Here is a 16,415-nt window from a genome sequence, read left to right on the forward strand (position 1 = left end):
CTGCTTCTAAAGGAGGGTATCAGAACATGGTAAAAATTATTGAACCAAAAATCGAGACCGCTGAGCTCAAATCTGACGGCACCTACGGCAGATTTGTGGCAGAGCCCCTCGACAGAGGTTTCGGCACAACCTTGGGCAATAGCCTGCGGCGGGTGCTGCTCTCCTCGCTTCCTGGTGTTGCCGTTATTTCTGTGAAGATTGACGGCATCCAACACGAGTTCTCGACCATCCCCGGCGTGAAGGAGGATGTCACCGAAATCATCCTGAACATCAAGGGGCTGACCGCCAAGCTTTACACCGATGGCCCTAAGACCGTCGTCATCGACGCCGAGGGCGAGTGCGAAGTGACCGCTGGTTCCATCGAGACCGATGCTGAGGTCGAGATTTTAGACCCAAGCATGCATATTGCTACTTTGGGCGAAGGCGCCAAACTCCACATGGAAATCACCCTGAAAAAGGGCCAGGGCTATGTCTCCGCTGAGCGGAACAAAACCCTGGAGTTGGAGAAAGCGCCCCTTGGCACCCTGGCTGTGGACAGCATCTACACCCCGGTGCTCAAGGTCAACTACACCGTTGAAAACACCCGAGTGGAACAGATTACCGATTACGACAAACTCACAATCGAAGTCTGGACCGACGGAACCATCTCCGCGAAGGAAGCCGTCAGTCTGGCTGCCAAGATCCTCAATAGGCAACTCAACCACTTCGTCGACCTTTCCGACGAGGTGAGCTCTACCGAGATCATGGAAAAGAAAGAGGACACTGGGAAAGAAAAAGTTCTTGAGATGACCATTGAAGAGCTTGACTTGTCTGTTCGTGCATTTAACTGCTTGAAACGCGCTGGCGTGAATACCGTCAACGATCTGATCAACAAATCTCCCGAAGAGATGATGAAGGTTCGGAATCTCGGAAAGAAATCCCTTGAAGAGGTAATCAGCAAGCTAGAGTCCTTGGGTTTTAACCTTAGCAAGGAAGAAGAATAACATAGTTCCTACGAAGCACAGGTAAAGGAGTGAATTCGATGCCAGGTACCAGAAAACTGGGCAGAAGCACAGATCATAGAATGGCTATGCTGAGAGCTATGGTCACTTATCTGCTGGAAAACGGTAAGATTGAGACTACAGTTACCAGAGCCAAAGAGGTTCGTGCTATGGCCGAGAAAATGATTACTACGGCTAAGAACGATGATCTCCACTCCAAGCGTCAGGTGTACTCTTTTGTCACAAAAGAGACCGTTGCGAAAAAAGTTTTTGATGAGATTGCTCCCAAATACAAGGAGACCAACGGCGGCTACACCCGCATCATCAAAATCGGTCCTCGCCGCGGCGACGCAGCTGAGATGGCTATCATCGAGCTTATCTAGTTCGATCTTTTAAGCATAAAAAAGCCCACCGTTTTAAAACGGTGGGCTTTTTTGCGTGTTTTTGCCGTCATGCGTGGGAAAGGGCGGGAAACCGGAAAGGCTGTTTTCGGAGGAGTTCCTCTGCGGGGCCCTGGACAAACAACATATCATCGCCGCCCGGAAGGGGGGAGAGGGCATAGCCCCCCAGCCCATTTGGGGGAAATCCCAATATGGCCCGGGAAATACCCGGCTGGGAGAAGGCGGCAAGCACCTGGCCGATGGACAGCTTCTGCGGAGAGAAAACTTCCCACAGAAGGAGGGAGCCCCCTTGGTATTCCGCCACCGCCAAAACGTCCAGGTTTGGCAGGAGGTAGAGGCAGTCCCGGTATGGGCCCAACAGGTGGAAGAGGCTTAGTTCCCGATTCCCCACCATGGGGAAAGCCCCCTGGGGTTTGCCTCGCTGGACCATCTCCAGGAGCAGGGAAAAGTCGGCATCGGCATCCAGCCTGCGAGGGACTTCCCCGCTGGGGGCGGGCATTTCCCGGGAAAAGAGTGTCTCTTCCACAGGGGAAAACCCGAATTTTGGGTAAAATTCCAACACTGTGTGGTTGGCAAAAAGATAGATGAGGTCAACGGTTCCCCCATATACCTGGAGGATGCGTTCCATCAGGTACCGGGAGAGCCCCCTGCCCCGGAAATCCGGGCGGGTCATGACCGTCCCCAGCTGGATCATGGAAAGGGGGTGCCCCTCCCAGCAAAAGGTCATTCGATTGACTGAGATGTTGGCCACAACCTGACCATCTGCTATAAGGCAGTGGGGCTGGTACCCGTCGGTCCACAGGCCGGCTCTGTGCCAGGCGGAAAAGTCAAACCCAAAGGTGAGCTGGGTCAGCTGGTTAAAGCTGTCCCGCAGAAGCTTATCCTGCCGGATGGAGCTGGAAAACTGATAGGGGGTGCCATAGATGGAAAGAGACTCCATAAAAGATCCTCCAATGGAAAGCAAGGGGCCATAGCGGCCCCTTGTTTCTATTTGCGGTGTGCCAGTTTGAAGAAGGGGGTGCCATCCGGCAGGAAGGTGATCCCCTCCAAATCCTGGTTGGTGGCTTCATAGGAGGAAGAGGCCCCTACCGGCAAAGCGTAGCAATGCTCCAGTAGCCATTCCTCCGCTCGGTGGTATCCGGCAGCCATGGCCTTGGCGGAGGTAGCCCGCTGGGCCTCCTCCAGAAGGGAAAGGTACTCTTCCTCTTGCCAGCCAAACAGCTGGGACAGCTGGGCCAAAAACTCCCTGTGCCCATCCCCTCGGTTGGAGATGGGCACAAGAGCCAGATCGAACTCACCGGATTGGATGGCGGTATTCAGCTCCTCTTTGGGGAGGGGGGTTAGGTTGGCGTAGAGGGACAGACTCTCTCCCCAGGCTTTTTGCAGCAGGGCGGCGGCATCTTCTACTCCAGCATCCGCCGGATAGGAGAGGGCGGTCCGAGGCAGTTTTTCTAGCCCTAGGTCCCCGAGGGCGGCGATCAGCAGGTCCCGGGGCTCCTGGGAGGAGAGGAACACGGCGTTGCCGGCCAACTCCCGGTAGGGCTGCCCAGCCAGCCGGACTGCGGCGGGGATCAACCCGTCGGGAGAGTCGATATCCTCCGGCAGGGCATCCGAAAGGGCTTCCCGGTCGATGGGGGAGAGGATGGCCCGGCGCAGCGTCTCATTTTGGAAGGGGGCATGGCGGGTATTGAACACCAGGAGCCAAACCGTATCCTCCCGTGGGGAGGCAGAATTCCAACCGCCCAAAGAGAGGTATTCCTCCCGGCTCAGGCAGATGGCGTCGCTCTTGCCGGAGGTGAACTGTTCCAGGGGGTTTTCCCGCCCGATGAAAAAATTGACCCCATCGATGGTGGACTCCTCTTGGGAGGAATACTGGTCGTTGGGCCGCAGGGTGATAGAGGCGCTGTTGTCCCAGCTTTTCACCACGAAGGGTCCATTAGAGAGGAGCGTCTGGGTGGAGAGGCCGTACCGGCCTTTGCTTTCGTTGTAAAAATCCTCCTTACAGGGGAAGGCGGCCGGGTCGGCCAGCCGCTGCAAAAAGAGGGGGTCCGCTTCGGTCAAGCGGATCACCAAGGTGTAGTCTCCGGAGGCGGAAACCCCCAGGGGCTGGGCAGTGCCTTCCATGCGGGCGGAAGCCCCCTCGATGGAGGCGAACTTTCCGGCGTGAGGGGAGAGGGAGTCGGTGCGGAACATCCGCTGGAAGGCAAAGACATAATCCTTGGCGGTGACCGGGGAGCCATCCGACCACCTGGCGTCCTGGCGAAGGGTGAAGGTATACGTTTTCCCGTCGGCAGAGAGGGTGTGCCCGCTGGCTCCAGCGGGGATAAGGTCCCCGGCCTCGGACAGGCGGTACAGCCCCTCCATGGCGTTGTAGAGGACGGTGCGGGCGTCGGCACTGGTGGTGAATTGGGGGTCGAGGCTGGACACCTGCCCGGAAAGGTCGTACCGCAATATCAGGCTGTCGTCCTTACCGCTGCGGCAGGCGGCGAGGGAGAAGACAAAGAAAAGCGCCAAAAACAGCGCTAAAAATCGTTTTTTCATGGCAATTCCTTTATGACAACACGGCTATAAGGCAGCCGCCGGGGAAAAAATCTGTATTCGGGCTTTCCCGCTGCGAGGGCAGCGTTGGGTATTTTAGGGGATCGGGGGCGCATTTCGTCTCCTGAAGGCAATTTATAGCCCTCGGGCGAAACGGTATAACCCCTTAAAATATTGTAGCATTTTCCCGCAAAAGGATGCAACCGTTGGGGCCTGGATTCATAAAAAATTAAGGTTTCCCCATCTTTTGAGGCCAATGTTTTGTAAAACAGGGGGGAAAACTAACACAGGTTTTCCCTTTTTGCTTTGGCACAGGAAAAGGGCCCTCCCAAACTAGGAGGGCCGGGCGGTTATAGCCGTTTGGTCAGTTTTTGATAGGCACTCATCAGCTGGGTCTTGATGAATTCCGGGTTGGAGTCGCCGGTGTAAGCGTCGAACCCGGCATAGAGCTGTTCTAGGTTGAGGCGGGAGACGATGAGGCCGCCTGCGTCATCGCAGATCACCTGGTTTACAATGCCGTCCCGCTCTTTGGTGATGTTCAAGGGGCCGTAGCAGGCCGCTCTCCCACAGAAGCGGACCCCCATAGTGCCGGAGAGCACCGGCGCCGCTATGTAGACAGCCAAGGCGTCAGCTGCCGCCTTGTAGCCCCAATCGGCCAAGGATTCCTGCCGGGGGGTGAGGCTCCCTGACGGGGAGAGGATGATCTCCGCCCCCATACCCCGGGCGATGCGCAGTGGTTCCAAGGTGCGGCCGTCCTGTCCGATGAGGATAGCCACCCTGCCCGCTTTGGTGTCAAACACCCGGATCTCCTCCCCTGGCACAACGCCCAAGGCTTTTTCCAAGGGGCTGCGGTGCAGGAGGTCTTGGGTGCCCAGCACCAAGCCGTTTTCATCCAGGAGGTAGGAGCGGCAGTAAAGCTTGTCCCCCTCCAGCACATAGGTGCTCCCCGCCATGATATATACCCCATAGGCTTTGGCCAGGGCGGAGAAGGTGGTGAGGAAAATCTCCTGGAGGCTGGAGGAAAATTCATCCAGCAGCTGTAGGAGAAGGGCGGTCAATTCTTCAGAATTGTCCTTTACCCGCTGTAGCTCCTCCAGCAGGGTGTCGAAGTAGGGAGTGATGCCGATGGGCAGAAGGCCGCAGCCGTGGGGGAAGGCGACAATCTGCGCCCCTGCGTGGACCGCTTTGGCCACATACCGGTCCATATCCTCCACGTATTCGGCCAAGGTGCGGTACCGGCGGACCTCCACCTGGGCGGCCCCTACCCGCACCCCATCCCGGGAGCAGGCGGCGAGATTTTGGGACCGTTCGCTGTTCTTTTTGGCGACGATGTGTTCCACCCGCCGGGGGGAAAACTTCAAGGAGATAGCAAAGGACGACAATTTCAGTTTGACAGGCAGCACAACGATCACCTCCCCAAATAGGATGCGTATTTTTCATACAGCGCTGGCCGCAGCCTGGCAAGGGGAGAGGCGGGGTCGCTGCTTTTTTTATACAGACCGGTGTCCAGTGAATAGAAAAGGGGGACCGAATCGTCCTCCCGCACCAAAAAACCGCCAGGGCAGGAGGCGGTCTCCACCGGGGCGATCACCGAGGTGCTGGCATTACTGACATTGACGATATACACCCCATTGTCCGCCGCCTGGAAGGCCAGCTGGCCCAGTTTTTGGCTTTGGTAGTCATAGAGGGGGATGAACTGGCTGGAGAGGATGATCTCCGCCCCGGATAGGGCTGCTGCCCGCAGAATTTCCGGCCGGTAGATGTCCACATCCACCGCCAAGAACAGGTTGCCGAACTTCGTGCGGACGATATTCAGGTCGGTGGAGCGGCTAAGCGTCCCCCGGTAGGAGAGGTTGAGAGATACCGCCCGCTGCCCGCCGATGATCTTCCCCTTGTCGTCAAACAAAAAGAGGCAAAGGTAGCCGTCGGCCACCACCCGGCTAGTGAGCAGGTAAACCCCATAACTTTGGGCATACTTTTTACAGGAAGCCAAAAAATTCTGGTTGTCCCACTGGGCGACATAGTTTTTGATATCGGAAAAAATCACCAGGTCGGTGCCCTCCACCGGAGGGGTCAGCGGCCGGGTGACACACAGGTGAATCAGCGACATAGAAACATTACCCGCCATTTCTCCGGCGCTGGGGATGGCAACGCCCACCCCGCCGGAAGGCGGGCGCTCCGACGGGCCAAGCCGCCTAAAAAATTTTTGTGGTTTGCCGCAAACCCATCTTTCCAAAACAGCCATGGGGCGGCGTTTGTGCCGTGGCATCCACAAATCAACGGTGTGCCAGGCAAGGGAACCAATGGGTATAAAAGCTGTTTGAAACACTACTTTATTATAGCAAAACCCCAGGGAAATTGCGATAGGATTTTTGCGGATTTCCCCTCTGAGGAGCGCCATCGGATGAAAAACAGCGAAATTTGCCGAATCTCCGTTTCGGTAAATACAGCCACCCTCACTCCACCCTGCGGCGGCGGGGATTCTTACATAGTTTTTGAAAAGTAGGATACACTAACGGCGAACGCATCCCGTTTAAAAGAACAATGAGGTGAAAAAACCATGACCAACAAGGACTATGAACAGCTCAACAAGAAGGCATCGCCCCCTTCCAAGAGCTATATCAACATCCCCTACGCTTTTCTCATCGGCGGAATCATCTGCACCTTGGGCGAGTTTTTGAGCAATACCTACCAGGGGATGGGAATGGAGCAGGATACCGCAGGGGCGGTGGTCAGCGTGACCTTGGTCTTTCTCTCCGCCCTGCTGACCGGGCTAAAAATCTATGATAAAATCGCCAAACACGGCGGCGCAGGAACCCTGGTCCCCATCACCGGCTTTGCCAACGCTGTGGTCTCCCCGGCGCTGGAGTTCAAAAGCGAGGGGATGATCTTGGGCTTGGGGGCCAAGATGTTCGTCATCGCCGGGCCGGTTATTGTGTACGGCATTAGTGCCAGCATCGTATACGGCATCATTATATTCCTGTTTAAACTGTATTAAAGGAGGGAAACGCGATGTCGTCTAAACTTGGAAAATACACCTACCGGATGGACAACCCGCCATCGGTGCTGGCCTACGCCGCCATCGGCTCCAAAAAGGAATCGGAGGGGCCTCTCGCCAGTTATTTTGACATTATCAACGAAGATACTACCTTTGGGGAAAAGTCCTGGGAAAAGGCGGAGAGCCGCCTCCAGAAGGATGCGGTCAATAAGGCCCTGTCCAAAATCCAGCTGAGCACCGGGGATATCGACTGTGTGTTTGCCGGCGACCTGCTCAACCAGTGCATCGGCGCCACCTTTGGCCTGCGGGAGATGGGCATCCCCTTTGTGGGGATTTACGGAGCCTGCTCCAACATGGCGGAAGGGCTGGCCCTCTCCGCCCTCATGGTGGACGGCGGGGCGATGAAAAAAACCATCGCCGTCACATCCTCCCACTTTTGTACCGCAGAGCGGCAGTACCGCTTCCCCTTGGAATACGGCGGCCAGCGCCCCCTGACGGCCCAGTGGACAGTCACCGGCTCCGGCGCGGCCATCGTGGGGGAGAGGGTGTCCCCCCCTTATATTAAGGCGGTGACCCTGGGCTGTATTGAGGACTTGGGCATCAAAGACGCCAACAACATGGGCGCGGCTATGGCCCCTGCGGCGGCGGCGACCATCAAGCGCTTCTTTGAGGACACTTGCACCGTCCCGGATAACTACGACCTGATTTTGACCGGCGACCTGGGCCAGGTGGGTTCCGATCTGCTCCACCAGCTTTTGGAGCGGGAGGGCTATCACCTGGGCAAAAAACAGGCCGACTGCGGCCTGCTCATCTACGACCGGGAGACCCAGGACGTCCACGCCGGTGGCTCGGGCTGCGGGTGCAGCGCCTCGGTGCTCTGTTCTTATATCCTTCCCGCAGTCAAGGACGGGCGGATCAAAAACATGCTATTCGTGGCAACCGGTGCCCTTTTAAGCCCCACCAGTGTGCAGCAGGGGGAATCCATCCCCGGCATTGCCCATTTGATCCACCTTTCGGCGGACGACGACACCAAAACCCGCCCATCCACCGCAGGAGGTATGTAATATGGAACTGTTTTTGGAATATCTGAAGGCCTTTGTGGTGGGCGGCGCCATCTGTGCCATCGGCCAAGTGCTCATCGACTACACCAAGCTGACCCCTGCCCGAATTTTGGTCTCCTTTGTGGTGGCCGGCGTGATTTTGGGCGGCCTGGGTGTGTATCAGCCCCTCATCGAATTTGCCGGGGCGGGGGCCACCGTCCCCTTGACTGGATTCGGCTCCCTTTTGGCCAAAGGGGTGAAGACCGCCGTCCAGGAGAAAGGGCTCCTGGGGGCGTTGACCGGGGGCTTCACCGCTTCTTCCGCCGGCATCGGCGCCGCGGTGTTCTTCGGCCTGTTGGTCGCCCTGATCTTCAAGCCCGGCGATAAGGCGTAAACAAAAAAGCGGACGGCATGACACAGGTGGTCACAGCGGTCCGCTTTGTATTTTCTCGCCCTAGGGGATTTTGTTGGCGTCAAAGGACGCAAAAAAGCAGTCCCGCACACGGCTGCGAGGCTGCTTGATTTTGCCTTGATGCAGGATCTAAAGTCCATTAGCCAATTGCATTCAGCTTGCTGGCCAGTTTGGACTTCTTTCTAGCTGCGCAGTTTTTGTGGAGCAGGCCTTTGGCGGCAGCTTGATCAATTTTCTTTATTGCAAGCTTAACAGCTTCCTCTTTATCCTCGGCTCCGGTGGAGAGAGCGACATCCGCTTTCTTCAGAACGGTTTTCAGGTAGGATCTGGTAGCTTTGTTCTGCTGGGTTTTGGTGGCAATCACCTTGACTCTTTTCTTAGCAGATTTGATGTTCGGCATCGTTACACCTCCTTACTCTACATGACAGTACAAGTTATAATACCATTTTTTTAATGGAATTGCAACTGGATCTGAAAGATTTTTCAATTTTTCAGACAAAAATATTTTACCATAAAGGAGCGGTCAGTTCAATGGGAATTCGCACAGATTTGGCCATCGAAAGCACAAAAATAGAGGGGGGAATCCCCCAAAAAGGGGTGGAAATTGACCAATACCGGGGGGGAGAGCTCTCTTTTACCGCAGTGGAGGTAAAAACCCGGGAGGCAGCCCAGGCCATCGGCAAGCCGGTGGGCCGGTATATCACAGCAGAGCTTTCCTCCCCCAGCGACCTGGCTGAAGCCCGGACTGGGGAAGCAGCCGCCATCGCCGGGGAGCTGCGCCGCCTACTGCCCCAGGAGGGGACAGTTTTGGTGGTGGGCTTGGGCAACCGGGAAATCACCCCCGACGCCCTGGGCCCCTTGGTGATCTCCGACGTGCTGGCCACCCGCCATTTTGAAGGGCGCCTTATGGAGGAGAGCGGCCTTTCCTCCCTGCGGCCGGTGGCGTCCCTGGCCCCCGGGGTGCTGGGCCAAACAGGCATGGAGACCGGCGAGATCATCCGGTCGGTGGTAGGGGAGATAGAGCCGGCGGCGGTCATCGCCATCGACGCCTTGGCGGCCCGGTCCCTCTCCCGGCTGGGGTGTACCATCCAATTGGCGGACTGCGGCATCGCCCCCGGTTCCGGCGTGGCCAACCGCCGCAAAGAGTTGAGTCAGGAGACTTTGGGGGTACCGGTGATCTCTATGGGCATCCCCACGGTGGTAGATGGGGAGACCCTGGCCTTTGACCTGTTATACCGGCCGGAGGGAACCAGCGAAGAGAGTATGGAGCAGCTGCGTCAGATGTTCCAGCCCCAGGGCCGGTCGATGATGGTCACCCCCCGGGAGGTGGACCAGATGGTGGAGCGGGGGGCAAAACTCATCTCCATGGCCATCAATCTGGCCCTCCAGCCGGACCTTTCTGCCGAGGAGATCACCTACCTGCTGGCCTAACTGGCTGGCCTGCGCCCACCCCGCTAGGGGAGAAAATCCCCAGGTAAGGGCTTGTCATATCCGCCGGGTGAACTGAATATCCATGAGGGTAGACAGGTCGCTTCAGACCGAGTGCAGCGGACGTGGAGGGTGGACAGTTGAGAAGGAAAAGACAGACAAATCCCAAGGGAATCCTATCAGTTCTAGCCCTCTTGGCAGCGGGCCTTATGATGTTGCCCCTGGCCAAGGGGATCTCCTCCACTGCGGCAATGCCTGCCCTGGAGGAATTGACCCGCCAGGCGGCATTCCTCTCGGTGGCGTTATCCATGCCTGAAGGGGGGATCGCCCTGTTGGAGGAGCGGTTCAATTCCGAATTGTTCACCAAGGATGAAGTCCCCGATCCCCTGCTGGAAACGCCGGTGCCCTCCCCCAAGCCCAGTGAAAATTCCAGCAGTGCCCAGCCGGAAAAGAAAAAAGATCCGCCCCCTGAAATTGAGGAGAGATACCGGGGCAACATATCGGAAGAGGACCTTTCCGGGGCCGGAGGCGCGGCGCTGATCGCGGCAGGCAACGGGAGAATCCGCAACTATACCAAACTCACAGGGGAGCGAATCGCCGCCGAACTGGAGAAGCCCATCGATCTGGGGCTTGTGCCAGGCGGACCTCAGGTGCTGATCATCCACACCCATGCCACCGAGAGCTATGAGGAGTATGACACCGGCTATTACGATACCCGCAACGGCTGGCGCAGCACCGACGACAGTGAGAATATGGTAGCAGTGGGCAATGCCTTGGCCAAGAAGTTAGAGGAAAATGGCATTGGGGTCATTCACGACGCCACGCAGCACGATTACCCGTCCTACAACGGCTCCTACCAACGCAGTGCTGAAACCATCAAAAAGCACCTGGCCCAAAACCCCAGCATTCGCATCGTGCTGGACGTCCACCGGGACGGTATCCAGCGCACCGACACCTTAATTGTCAAACCCACCACAGTGATCAATGGGCGAAAGGCGGCCCAGCTGATGATCATTGCCGGGTGTGACGACGGCACCATGAATATGCCGGGTTGGAGTGAAAACCTCCGGTTTGCCGGCCGGCTGGTGGACGCGGTGGAGACCGATTCCCCCACCCTGATGCGCCCGGTGATGTTCTGCTACCGCAAGTACAACCAGGATCTGGCCCCAGGCTCCCTGCTGCTGGAATTCGGCAGCCAGGCCAACACCTTAGAGGAAGCCATTTATACGGCGGAACTGGTGGGTCAATCCCTGGCCGACCTCCTCCACGAGCTGGGGGTGTAGGGGGCGTAGCGCCTTGCATAGTCAGGCCGGGGATGCCTCCGGCCCTCTTGTAAACTGTGTTTTAAGAAAGCAAAAGGATGTGAAAGACCAATGAGACAAAAACTGCGGGGCTTTGCCGCCGCCTTTTTTCTGACCCTCCTTTTTGTGGGTGGGATAGCGGGGATGACCGCCGTGGGATACCAAGCCAGTCAGGCCCTCCCCGCCGACGGTTGGGTGGAATTGGCCCGGGAAGGGGAGACGCTGCGGCTCTCCCTTTCCGGCAAGGAGTTCTCCTTCCGCATCACCCCCCTGGAACAGCTGCGCCATCTGGTGGAGCAATACCCCACCGTCTTTATCCCCCGGTCGGTGCGGTTCACCGTGGGGGTGCTGGCTTTGGCGAAGCCCCGAATCCCGTAAAAGTAGGGGAAATGCAGGGAGAATTTACAAAGCGGCAATTGCGCTGGGGCGGGAATATGTGCTACAATGATTGCATTGCAGGCGTCGGGGAAACATCCTGGCCGCAGGCAGATGATGGGGATACCGGAAGGGGTTCCCCGGATCTACATAACATTCAAGCAGAATAGAAAGTGGAGTAACAACAATGTCCAACAGACGTGAAAATATCCGTAACTTTTGTATCATTGCCCACATCGACCACGGCAAAAGCACTTTGGCCGACCGGCTTTTGGAGTGCACCTCCACCGTGGCCCAGCGGGACATGGAGGAACAGCTCCTGGACAATATGGACATCGAGCGGGAGCGGGGCATCACCATCAAGGCCCGTGCGGTCAAGATGCTCTACACCGCTAAGGATGGCAAGGAGTATGACCTGAACCTGATCGACACCCCCGGCCATGTGGACTTCAACTATGAGGTCTCCCGGTCGCTGGCCGCCTGCGAGGGGGCGGTCCTGGTGGTGGACGCCTCCCAGGGAATTGAGGCTCAGACGCTGGCCAACACCTACCTGGCCGTGGAGCATGATTTGGAGATCGTCCCGGTCATCAACAAAATCGACCTGCCCTCTGCCGACCCGGAGCGGGTGGCCCAGGAAATTGAGGATGTCATCGGCATCCCCGCCTTGGATGCGCCCCGGATCTCCGCTAAAAATGGCATCAACATCGAAGAGGTGCTGGAGCGGGTGGTCGCCGACATCCCCGCCCCCAAAGGGGAGGAGGACGCCCCCCTCAAAGCCCTCATCTTCGACTCGTATTATGACAGTTACAAAGGGGTCATCGTCTATGTCCGGGTGATGGATGGGGTCATCCGCCCCGGCATGCGCATCCGCATGATGTCCACCGGCGCAGAGTTCACCGTGGTGGAGACCGGGTACCTGACCCCAACCAGCCTGCGCCCCGCCAAGGAGGTTTACGCCGGCCAGGTAGGCTATATCGCCGCCAGCATCAAAACGGTGCAGGATACCGCCGTGGGCGACACTGTCACCGATGCGGACAACCCTGCCCTAGAGGCCCTGCCGGGTTACCGCAAGGTCAACCCCATGGTGTTTTCCGGCATCTACCCGGTGGATGGCGCCAAATACCCCGATTTAAAGGACGCCCTGGAAAAATTGCAGCTCAACGATGCCTCCCTCAGCTATGAACCGGAGACTTCGGTTGCCCTGGGCTTTGGTTTCCGCTGCGGCTTTTTGGGCTTGCTTCACATGGAGATCATCCAGGAACGGCTGGAGCGGGAATACAACTTGGACTTGATCACCACCGCCCCAAGCGTGGTGTATAAGATCCATCTGACCAACGGGGAGACGGTGGAGATCGACAACCCCACCAACTACCCCGACCCAGCCCTCATCGCCTCGGCGGAGGAGCCGATGGTCAAGGCCAGCATCTTTACCCCCAGCCAGTATATCGGCAACATTATGGAATTGTGCCAGGAGCGGCGGGGCGTCTACTTCGACACCAAATACCTGGACACCGACCGGGTAGAGCTCCACTATGAGCTGCCCCTCAATGAGATTGTCTACGATTTCTTCGACGCACTCAAATCCCGGACCAAGGGTTACGCCTCCTTCGACTACGAATTGGCGGGCTACCAGCCCTCCAAGCTGGTCAAGCTGGACATCCTCCTCAACGGGGAGGTGGTGGACGCCCTCTCCTTCATCGTCCACGCGGACAAAGCTTACAGCCGGGCCCGCAAAATGGCGGAAAAGCTCAAGGAACACATCCCACGCCAGCTGTTTGAGGTGCCCATCCAGGCGTCCATCGGCGGCAAGGTCATCGCCCGGGAGACGGTCAAGGCCATGCGCAAGGACGTCCTTGCCAAATGCTATGGCGGCGACATCACCCGGAAAAAGAAACTGTTGGAAAAACAAAAGGAAGGCAAAAAACGGATGCGCCAGCTGGGCTCGGTGGAAGTGCCCCAGGAGGCGTTTATGGCGGTCCTCAAGCTGGACTAAGCCCCGGTTTGCCCTCGTTCATCCCGGGGGATTGGCCAAAGCCCTTCCCCCGGTGCCCGTATAGGGGAGAATTTTGACGGCCTTGGAGGCGCAGTATGGACAATCAGCAAAAGTTCCGAAAAATTATGAAGGAATGGGTCATCCCGGTGGTGCTGGAGATCATCGTTGTCCTGTTCTTTGTCAAAAATGTGGCGTTCCTCATCCGGGTGCCCACCGGCTCGATGATCCCCACCATCGACGAAAAAAGCTGGCTGGTGGCAACCCGCATCCACAACCCAGAAAAACGGGTGGAGCGGGGGGACATCATCGCCTTTTACTCTGACGAGCTGGACAAGATGCTGATTAAGCGCTGCATCGGCCTGCCGGGGGAGACGGTGGACATCGACGACGACGGCCAGGTCTACATCGACGGCGAGCTGCTCAACGAAGAGTATGTGGTCTATCACTCAGGGGTCAGCGGCCACTTTGAAGTGCCTGAGGGGAGCTATTTCTTCCTGGGGGACAACCGGAGCGGCTCGTTGGATGCCCGGTTCTGGGAAGACCCCTATATCCCGGCAGAGAAGGTCTACGGCCAGGCCCACTTTACCCTTTGGCCCCTTGACAATTTTGGGCCGCTGAAATAACCGGATAGGAAAAGGAGGAACCCCCGTTGGAAGAGACCATACGCCCCGGCCGGTACCGGCACTTTAAAGGCAAGGAATACCGGGTGCTGTACACCGCTACCCACAGTGAGACCCTGGAACCCTATGTAGTCTACCAAGCTCTGTACGGGGAGGGCGGCATATGGGTTCGCCCCGCCTCCATGTGGAACGAACTGGTGGAGCGGGACGGCAAAGCCATCCAGCGGTTTACCTTTATAGAAGAATAACGCCTTTCATGGCAAAAACCGGGCTGGGATTTCATCCCCAGCCCGGTTTTTTCATGGATAGATCATGCCCCTTTTCGGATCAAAGCCCCTGCCCAAAGGAACAGCCTCTCCGACAGCGGTTCCAGCTCCCCTTCGGCCAAATCCCTCTTTTTGAGGGCGAGGGAGATTTCCAGGATGCCCCGGTCCTCCGGCGAAAGGAGGGGGAGAAGGTCCCCCTGCCGGCGCAGGTATTGGCCGGTCACCCCAAAGTGCTTGGCCTGGAGGACAAAGGCCGCTGATTTGTACAGCCCCTTCAGGATGGAAGGATCCTGTTCATGGAGCATGTTGTGGACGCACATGTGGTAGATGTTGCAGGCGCCGATGCACACAGCCCGGTCCACATCTTCGGGGCCGATGCGGGGGAGAAGTTCATCTAGGCTCCCCCAGACCGGGGTGGTGTCGTGGTAGAACTGGAAGAGGTCGGAGGGTTCCCAGCCCAGCAGCTCCCCTTTGCCGGAGAGAAACCCGCAGACCTCTGCCCGGTGGGGGAGGGCGGCTAAAAGGGACTGGTAGTCCTTGATGTCCCGGGGGCTGAGTTGATCCAGGATGACCACCACGTCGATGTCGCTGTCCGGGCCAGCCTCGCCCCGGCCGTAGCTCCCCTGCAATCCGATACAGTAGACCCGCTCGCCAAATGCGGCGCGGACAGCTGCAGTGAACTCCTCCATCCAGGGTGTGATGGAAACCATAGAAAACGCCTCCTTTTTAATTGCAGTTGGTGGATTCGGATAGAATCAGCCGGGCGATGACTTCGTTGGAGACGAGAAACCCTTGGGGGGTCAAGGCAAAGCCCTCTTCGGTGGCCCACAGGAAGCCCCCGGCCTCCAGCGGCCTTGCCCGGCGGATAAACCCGGCGGGGTCAAACTGGGGGTAGCGGATTTGTGCCTCCCGGAGGGAAACCCCTTGGGTGAGCCGCAGCCGGAGCATCAGGTACTCCTCCAAGGAGCCGCCGGGCCCGTCGTCTACCGCCAGGGAAAAGGGGGATGGAGCAGCCGAAAAGGATTCCACATCCCGGGGGAAATAGAACCGCCGGCCGTCCAGGCAGGAATGGGCCGAAGGCCCGACGCCCAAATAAGGCTCTAGGAGCCAATACTTCAGGTTGTGGCGGCTTTCGAACCCGGGGCGGGCGAAGTTGGAGATCTCATACTGCCGGTAGCCCAGGGACTCCAACCGGTCCACCGCCCGCAGGTAGATGTCCGCCTGAAGATCGGGGTCAAAGTCTTCCTCCCGGTAGCGGGCGGCGAAGGGGGTGCCCGGCTCGATCTTCAAAAGGTAGGCCGAGATGTGCTGTACCCCGGTATCGGCGCAGAACTGGATGGAAGTTTCCACATCTTCCGCCGTCTGCTGTGGAATACCCAGCATCAAATCCAGGGAGACATTTTGGAACCCGGCGCGGAAGGCGTCCTCCACCGCGGTCCTGGCATCTTCCGCCGTGTGGCGGCGGCCCAGGATTTTCAGCTGGGAGGGGATGGCCGATTGGAGGCCGAAGGAAACCCGGTTGAACCCCGCTGCCTTCAGCTCCCGCAGGGTGCCCTGCAGGGTGGAGTAGGGGTTGGCTTCCAGGGTGATCTCGCTCCCGGAGCTGAGGCCGTATTGGGATGAGGCCGCCTCCAGGATGGCCCCCAGCCGCCGGGCCCCCAATAAAATGGGGGTACCGCCGCCAAAGTAGAGGGTGTCGGCGTTCCGGGGGCCGAAGGGGTTGTCCTTCAGGGCGCGGATCACCGCCTGGGTATACCGGTCCATCCCCTCTTCCCCCGCCGGCAAGGAGTAAAAGTCGCAGTATGGGCACTTAGACACGCAGTAGGGCACATGGACATAAAGACCGATGGTTTCCACCGAATCCCCTCCTTTTGTGGAAAATTCCGGCGCGGCTGGAACCGGGGAATTGCCCCCACAGCTGCACCGGGGAAAAGCCATTGGAATAAAATGCCTAAAATAACAAGAGAGCCGCTGCGGGTGGAAAAAACAGCCCCCGGGAGAGCAGGATTCCCCCAAGGGGAAAAACCAGCCGAATCCACCGGTTTTCCCCGTGGAGTTGGGGT

General features: G+C 58.0%; 18 protein-coding genes. 11 read left to right on the plus strand and 7 right to left on the minus strand.

Features of this window, described 5'->3' with window-relative positions; translation table 11 throughout:
• The first annotated feature begins 26 nt into the window (after nt 1–26).
• Together BQ5353_RS07290 and rplQ are read left to right on the plus strand one after the other, a co-directional pair.
• Entirely contained in the window at nt 27–983 is a 957-nt protein-coding gene (locus BQ5353_RS07290) for a DNA-directed RNA polymerase subunit alpha (protein ID WP_054331341.1), read from the plus strand.
• A gap of 38 nt (nt 984–1,021) precedes the next feature.
• Nucleotides 1,022–1,363, plus strand: coding sequence for a 50S ribosomal protein L17 (gene rplQ / locus BQ5353_RS07295; RefSeq protein ID WP_071427598.1), 342 nt, complete (start codon nt 1,022–1,024; stop codon nt 1,361–1,363).
• A 67-nt stretch (nt 1,364–1,430) separates the two neighbouring features.
• Here rplQ and BQ5353_RS07300 read toward each other — a convergent pair whose 3' ends face one another.
• The 4 genes from BQ5353_RS07300 to BQ5353_RS07315 form a co-directional block, all read right to left on the minus strand.
• Nucleotides 1,431–2,321, minus strand: a complete 891-nt coding sequence (locus BQ5353_RS07300; RefSeq protein ID WP_071427600.1) for a GNAT family N-acetyltransferase — start codon at nt 2,319–2,321, stop codon at nt 1,431–1,433.
• A gap of 47 nt (nt 2,322–2,368) precedes the next feature.
• Nucleotides 2,369–3,922 (minus strand): peptide ABC transporter substrate-binding protein, encoded by a 1,554-nt coding sequence (locus BQ5353_RS07305; protein WP_054331343.1) that lies wholly within the window; start codon nt 3,920–3,922, stop codon nt 2,369–2,371.
• A gap of 347 nt (nt 3,923–4,269) precedes the next feature.
• Nucleotides 4,270–5,322: a nitrilase-related carbon-nitrogen hydrolase gene (locus BQ5353_RS07310; protein WP_054331344.1), complete on the minus strand. Its 1,053-nt coding sequence runs from the start codon at nt 5,320–5,322 to the stop codon at nt 4,270–4,272.
• 5 nt (nt 5,323–5,327) lie between these two features.
• Nucleotides 5,328–6,029: a nitrilase-related carbon-nitrogen hydrolase gene (locus BQ5353_RS07315; RefSeq protein WP_054331345.1), complete on the minus strand. Its 702-nt coding sequence runs from the start codon at nt 6,027–6,029 to the stop codon at nt 5,328–5,330.
• A 450-nt stretch (nt 6,030–6,479) separates the two neighbouring features.
• On the opposite strand from BQ5353_RS07315, the gene spoVAC reads away from it, so the two are divergent.
• Genes spoVAC through spoVAE form a run of 3 tightly spaced genes read left to right on the plus strand, consistent with a single transcriptional unit; the run spans nt 6,480 to nt 8,351 of the window.
• Complete coding sequence (gene spoVAC, locus BQ5353_RS07320) at nt 6,480–6,917, plus strand: stage V sporulation protein AC (RefSeq protein ID WP_054331346.1); 438 nt, start codon at nt 6,480–6,482, stop codon at nt 6,915–6,917.
• Nucleotides 6,918–6,931: 14 nt separating this feature from the next.
• Entirely contained in the window at nt 6,932–7,981 is a 1,050-nt protein-coding gene (gene spoVAD, locus BQ5353_RS07325; RefSeq protein ID WP_054331347.1) for a stage V sporulation protein AD, read from the plus strand.
• Between the two features lies 1 nt (nt 7,982).
• A complete protein-coding gene (gene spoVAE, locus BQ5353_RS07330; RefSeq protein ID WP_353532310.1) occupies nt 7,983–8,351 on the plus strand; it encodes a stage V sporulation protein AE in 369 nt (122 codons plus the stop codon).
• A 157-nt stretch (nt 8,352–8,508) separates the two neighbouring features.
• Here spoVAE and rpsT read toward each other — a convergent pair whose 3' ends face one another.
• Entirely contained in the window at nt 8,509–8,769 is a 261-nt protein-coding gene (gene rpsT, locus BQ5353_RS07335) for a 30S ribosomal protein S20 (protein WP_054331349.1), read from the minus strand.
• Nucleotides 8,770–8,900: 131 nt separating this feature from the next.
• On the opposite strand from rpsT, the gene gpr reads away from it, so the two are divergent.
• From gpr to BQ5353_RS07365, 6 genes are all read left to right on the plus strand, one after another.
• Nucleotides 8,901–9,800: a GPR endopeptidase gene (gene gpr / locus BQ5353_RS07340; RefSeq protein ID WP_071427601.1), complete on the plus strand. Its 900-nt coding sequence runs from the start codon at nt 8,901–8,903 to the stop codon at nt 9,798–9,800.
• Between the two features lie 137 nt (nt 9,801–9,937).
• Nucleotides 9,938–11,080, plus strand: coding sequence for a stage II sporulation protein P (gene spoIIP / locus BQ5353_RS07345; RefSeq protein WP_195254423.1), 1,143 nt, complete (start codon nt 9,938–9,940; stop codon nt 11,078–11,080).
• A 90-nt stretch (nt 11,081–11,170) separates the two neighbouring features.
• The gene (locus BQ5353_RS07350; RefSeq protein WP_054331353.1) at nt 11,171–11,476 is read left to right on the plus strand and encodes a hypothetical protein; all 306 of its coding nucleotides are present in this window, start codon (nt 11,171–11,173) and stop codon (nt 11,474–11,476) included.
• Nucleotides 11,477–11,660: 184 nt separating this feature from the next.
• Nucleotides 11,661–13,466 carry a translation elongation factor 4 gene (gene lepA / locus BQ5353_RS07355; protein ID WP_071427605.1) on the plus strand — a complete coding sequence of 602 codons (1,806 nt, stop codon included), beginning with the start codon at nt 11,661–11,663 and terminating at the stop codon, nt 13,464–13,466.
• A 95-nt stretch (nt 13,467–13,561) separates the two neighbouring features.
• The gene (lepB, locus tag BQ5353_RS07360; protein WP_054331354.1) at nt 13,562–14,089 is read left to right on the plus strand and encodes a signal peptidase I; all 528 of its coding nucleotides are present in this window, start codon (nt 13,562–13,564) and stop codon (nt 14,087–14,089) included.
• A 26-nt stretch (nt 14,090–14,115) separates the two neighbouring features.
• Nucleotides 14,116–14,334: a DUF1653 domain-containing protein gene (locus BQ5353_RS07365; protein ID WP_071427607.1), complete on the plus strand. Its 219-nt coding sequence runs from the start codon at nt 14,116–14,118 to the stop codon at nt 14,332–14,334.
• 62 nt (nt 14,335–14,396) lie between these two features.
• On the opposite strand, the gene BQ5353_RS07370 is transcribed toward BQ5353_RS07365, so the two are convergent.
• Both BQ5353_RS07370 and hemW read right to left on the minus strand, forming a co-directional pair.
• Complete coding sequence (locus BQ5353_RS07370; protein ID WP_054331355.1) at nt 14,397–15,062, minus strand: nucleotidyltransferase domain-containing protein; 666 nt, start codon at nt 15,060–15,062, stop codon at nt 14,397–14,399.
• Between the two features lie 16 nt (nt 15,063–15,078).
• On the minus strand, nt 15,079–16,209 hold the full coding sequence (gene hemW / locus BQ5353_RS07375) for a radical SAM family heme chaperone HemW (protein ID WP_054331356.1): 1,131 nt from the start codon (nt 16,207–16,209) through the stop codon (nt 15,079–15,081).
• Nucleotides 16,210–16,415: the final 206 nt, after the last annotated feature.

This window comes from Merdimmobilis hominis (assembly GCF_900104615.1).
In the GTDB taxonomy this organism is placed as follows: Bacteria; Bacillota; Clostridia; order Oscillospirales; family Ruminococcaceae; genus Merdimmobilis; species Merdimmobilis hominis.

Excerpts from the sequence above, each read along its gene's own strand:
- spoVAC (WP_054331346.1), top strand. The coding sequence starts at position 6,480 with ATGACCAACAAGGACTATGAACAGCTCAACAAGAAGGCATCGCCCCCT.
- BQ5353_RS07290 (WP_054331341.1), top strand. The coding sequence starts at position 27 with ATGGTAAAAATTATTGAACCAAAAATCGAGACCGCTGAGCTCAAATCT.
- spoVAD (WP_054331347.1), top strand. The coding sequence starts at position 6,932 with ATGTCGTCTAAACTTGGAAAATACACCTACCGGATGGACAACCCGCCA.
- BQ5353_RS07350 (WP_054331353.1), top strand. The coding sequence starts at position 11,171 with ATGAGACAAAAACTGCGGGGCTTTGCCGCCGCCTTTTTTCTGACCCTC.
- lepB (WP_054331354.1), top strand. The coding sequence starts at position 13,562 with ATGGACAATCAGCAAAAGTTCCGAAAAATTATGAAGGAATGGGTCATC.
- lepA (WP_071427605.1), top strand. The coding sequence starts at position 11,661 with ATGTCCAACAGACGTGAAAATATCCGTAACTTTTGTATCATTGCCCAC.
- gpr (WP_071427601.1), top strand. The coding sequence starts at position 8,901 with ATGGGAATTCGCACAGATTTGGCCATCGAAAGCACAAAAATAGAGGGG.
- BQ5353_RS07305 (WP_054331343.1), bottom strand. The coding sequence starts at position 3,922 with ATGAAAAAACGATTTTTAGCGCTGTTTTTGGCGCTTTTCTTTGTCTTC.
- BQ5353_RS07315 (WP_054331345.1), bottom strand. The coding sequence starts at position 6,029 with ATGTCGCTGATTCACCTGTGTGTCACCCGGCCGCTGACCCCTCCGGTG.
- spoVAE (WP_353532310.1), top strand. The coding sequence starts at position 7,983 with ATGGAACTGTTTTTGGAATATCTGAAGGCCTTTGTGGTGGGCGGCGCC.
- BQ5353_RS07300 (WP_071427600.1), bottom strand. The coding sequence starts at position 2,321 with ATGGAGTCTCTTTCCATCTATGGCACCCCCTATCAGTTTTCCAGCTCC.
- BQ5353_RS07370 (WP_054331355.1), bottom strand. The coding sequence starts at position 15,062 with ATGGTTTCCATCACACCCTGGATGGAGGAGTTCACTGCAGCTGTCCGC.
- rpsT (WP_054331349.1), bottom strand. The coding sequence starts at position 8,769 with ATGCCGAACATCAAATCTGCTAAGAAAAGAGTCAAGGTGATTGCCACC.
- rplQ (WP_071427598.1), top strand. The coding sequence starts at position 1,022 with ATGCCAGGTACCAGAAAACTGGGCAGAAGCACAGATCATAGAATGGCT.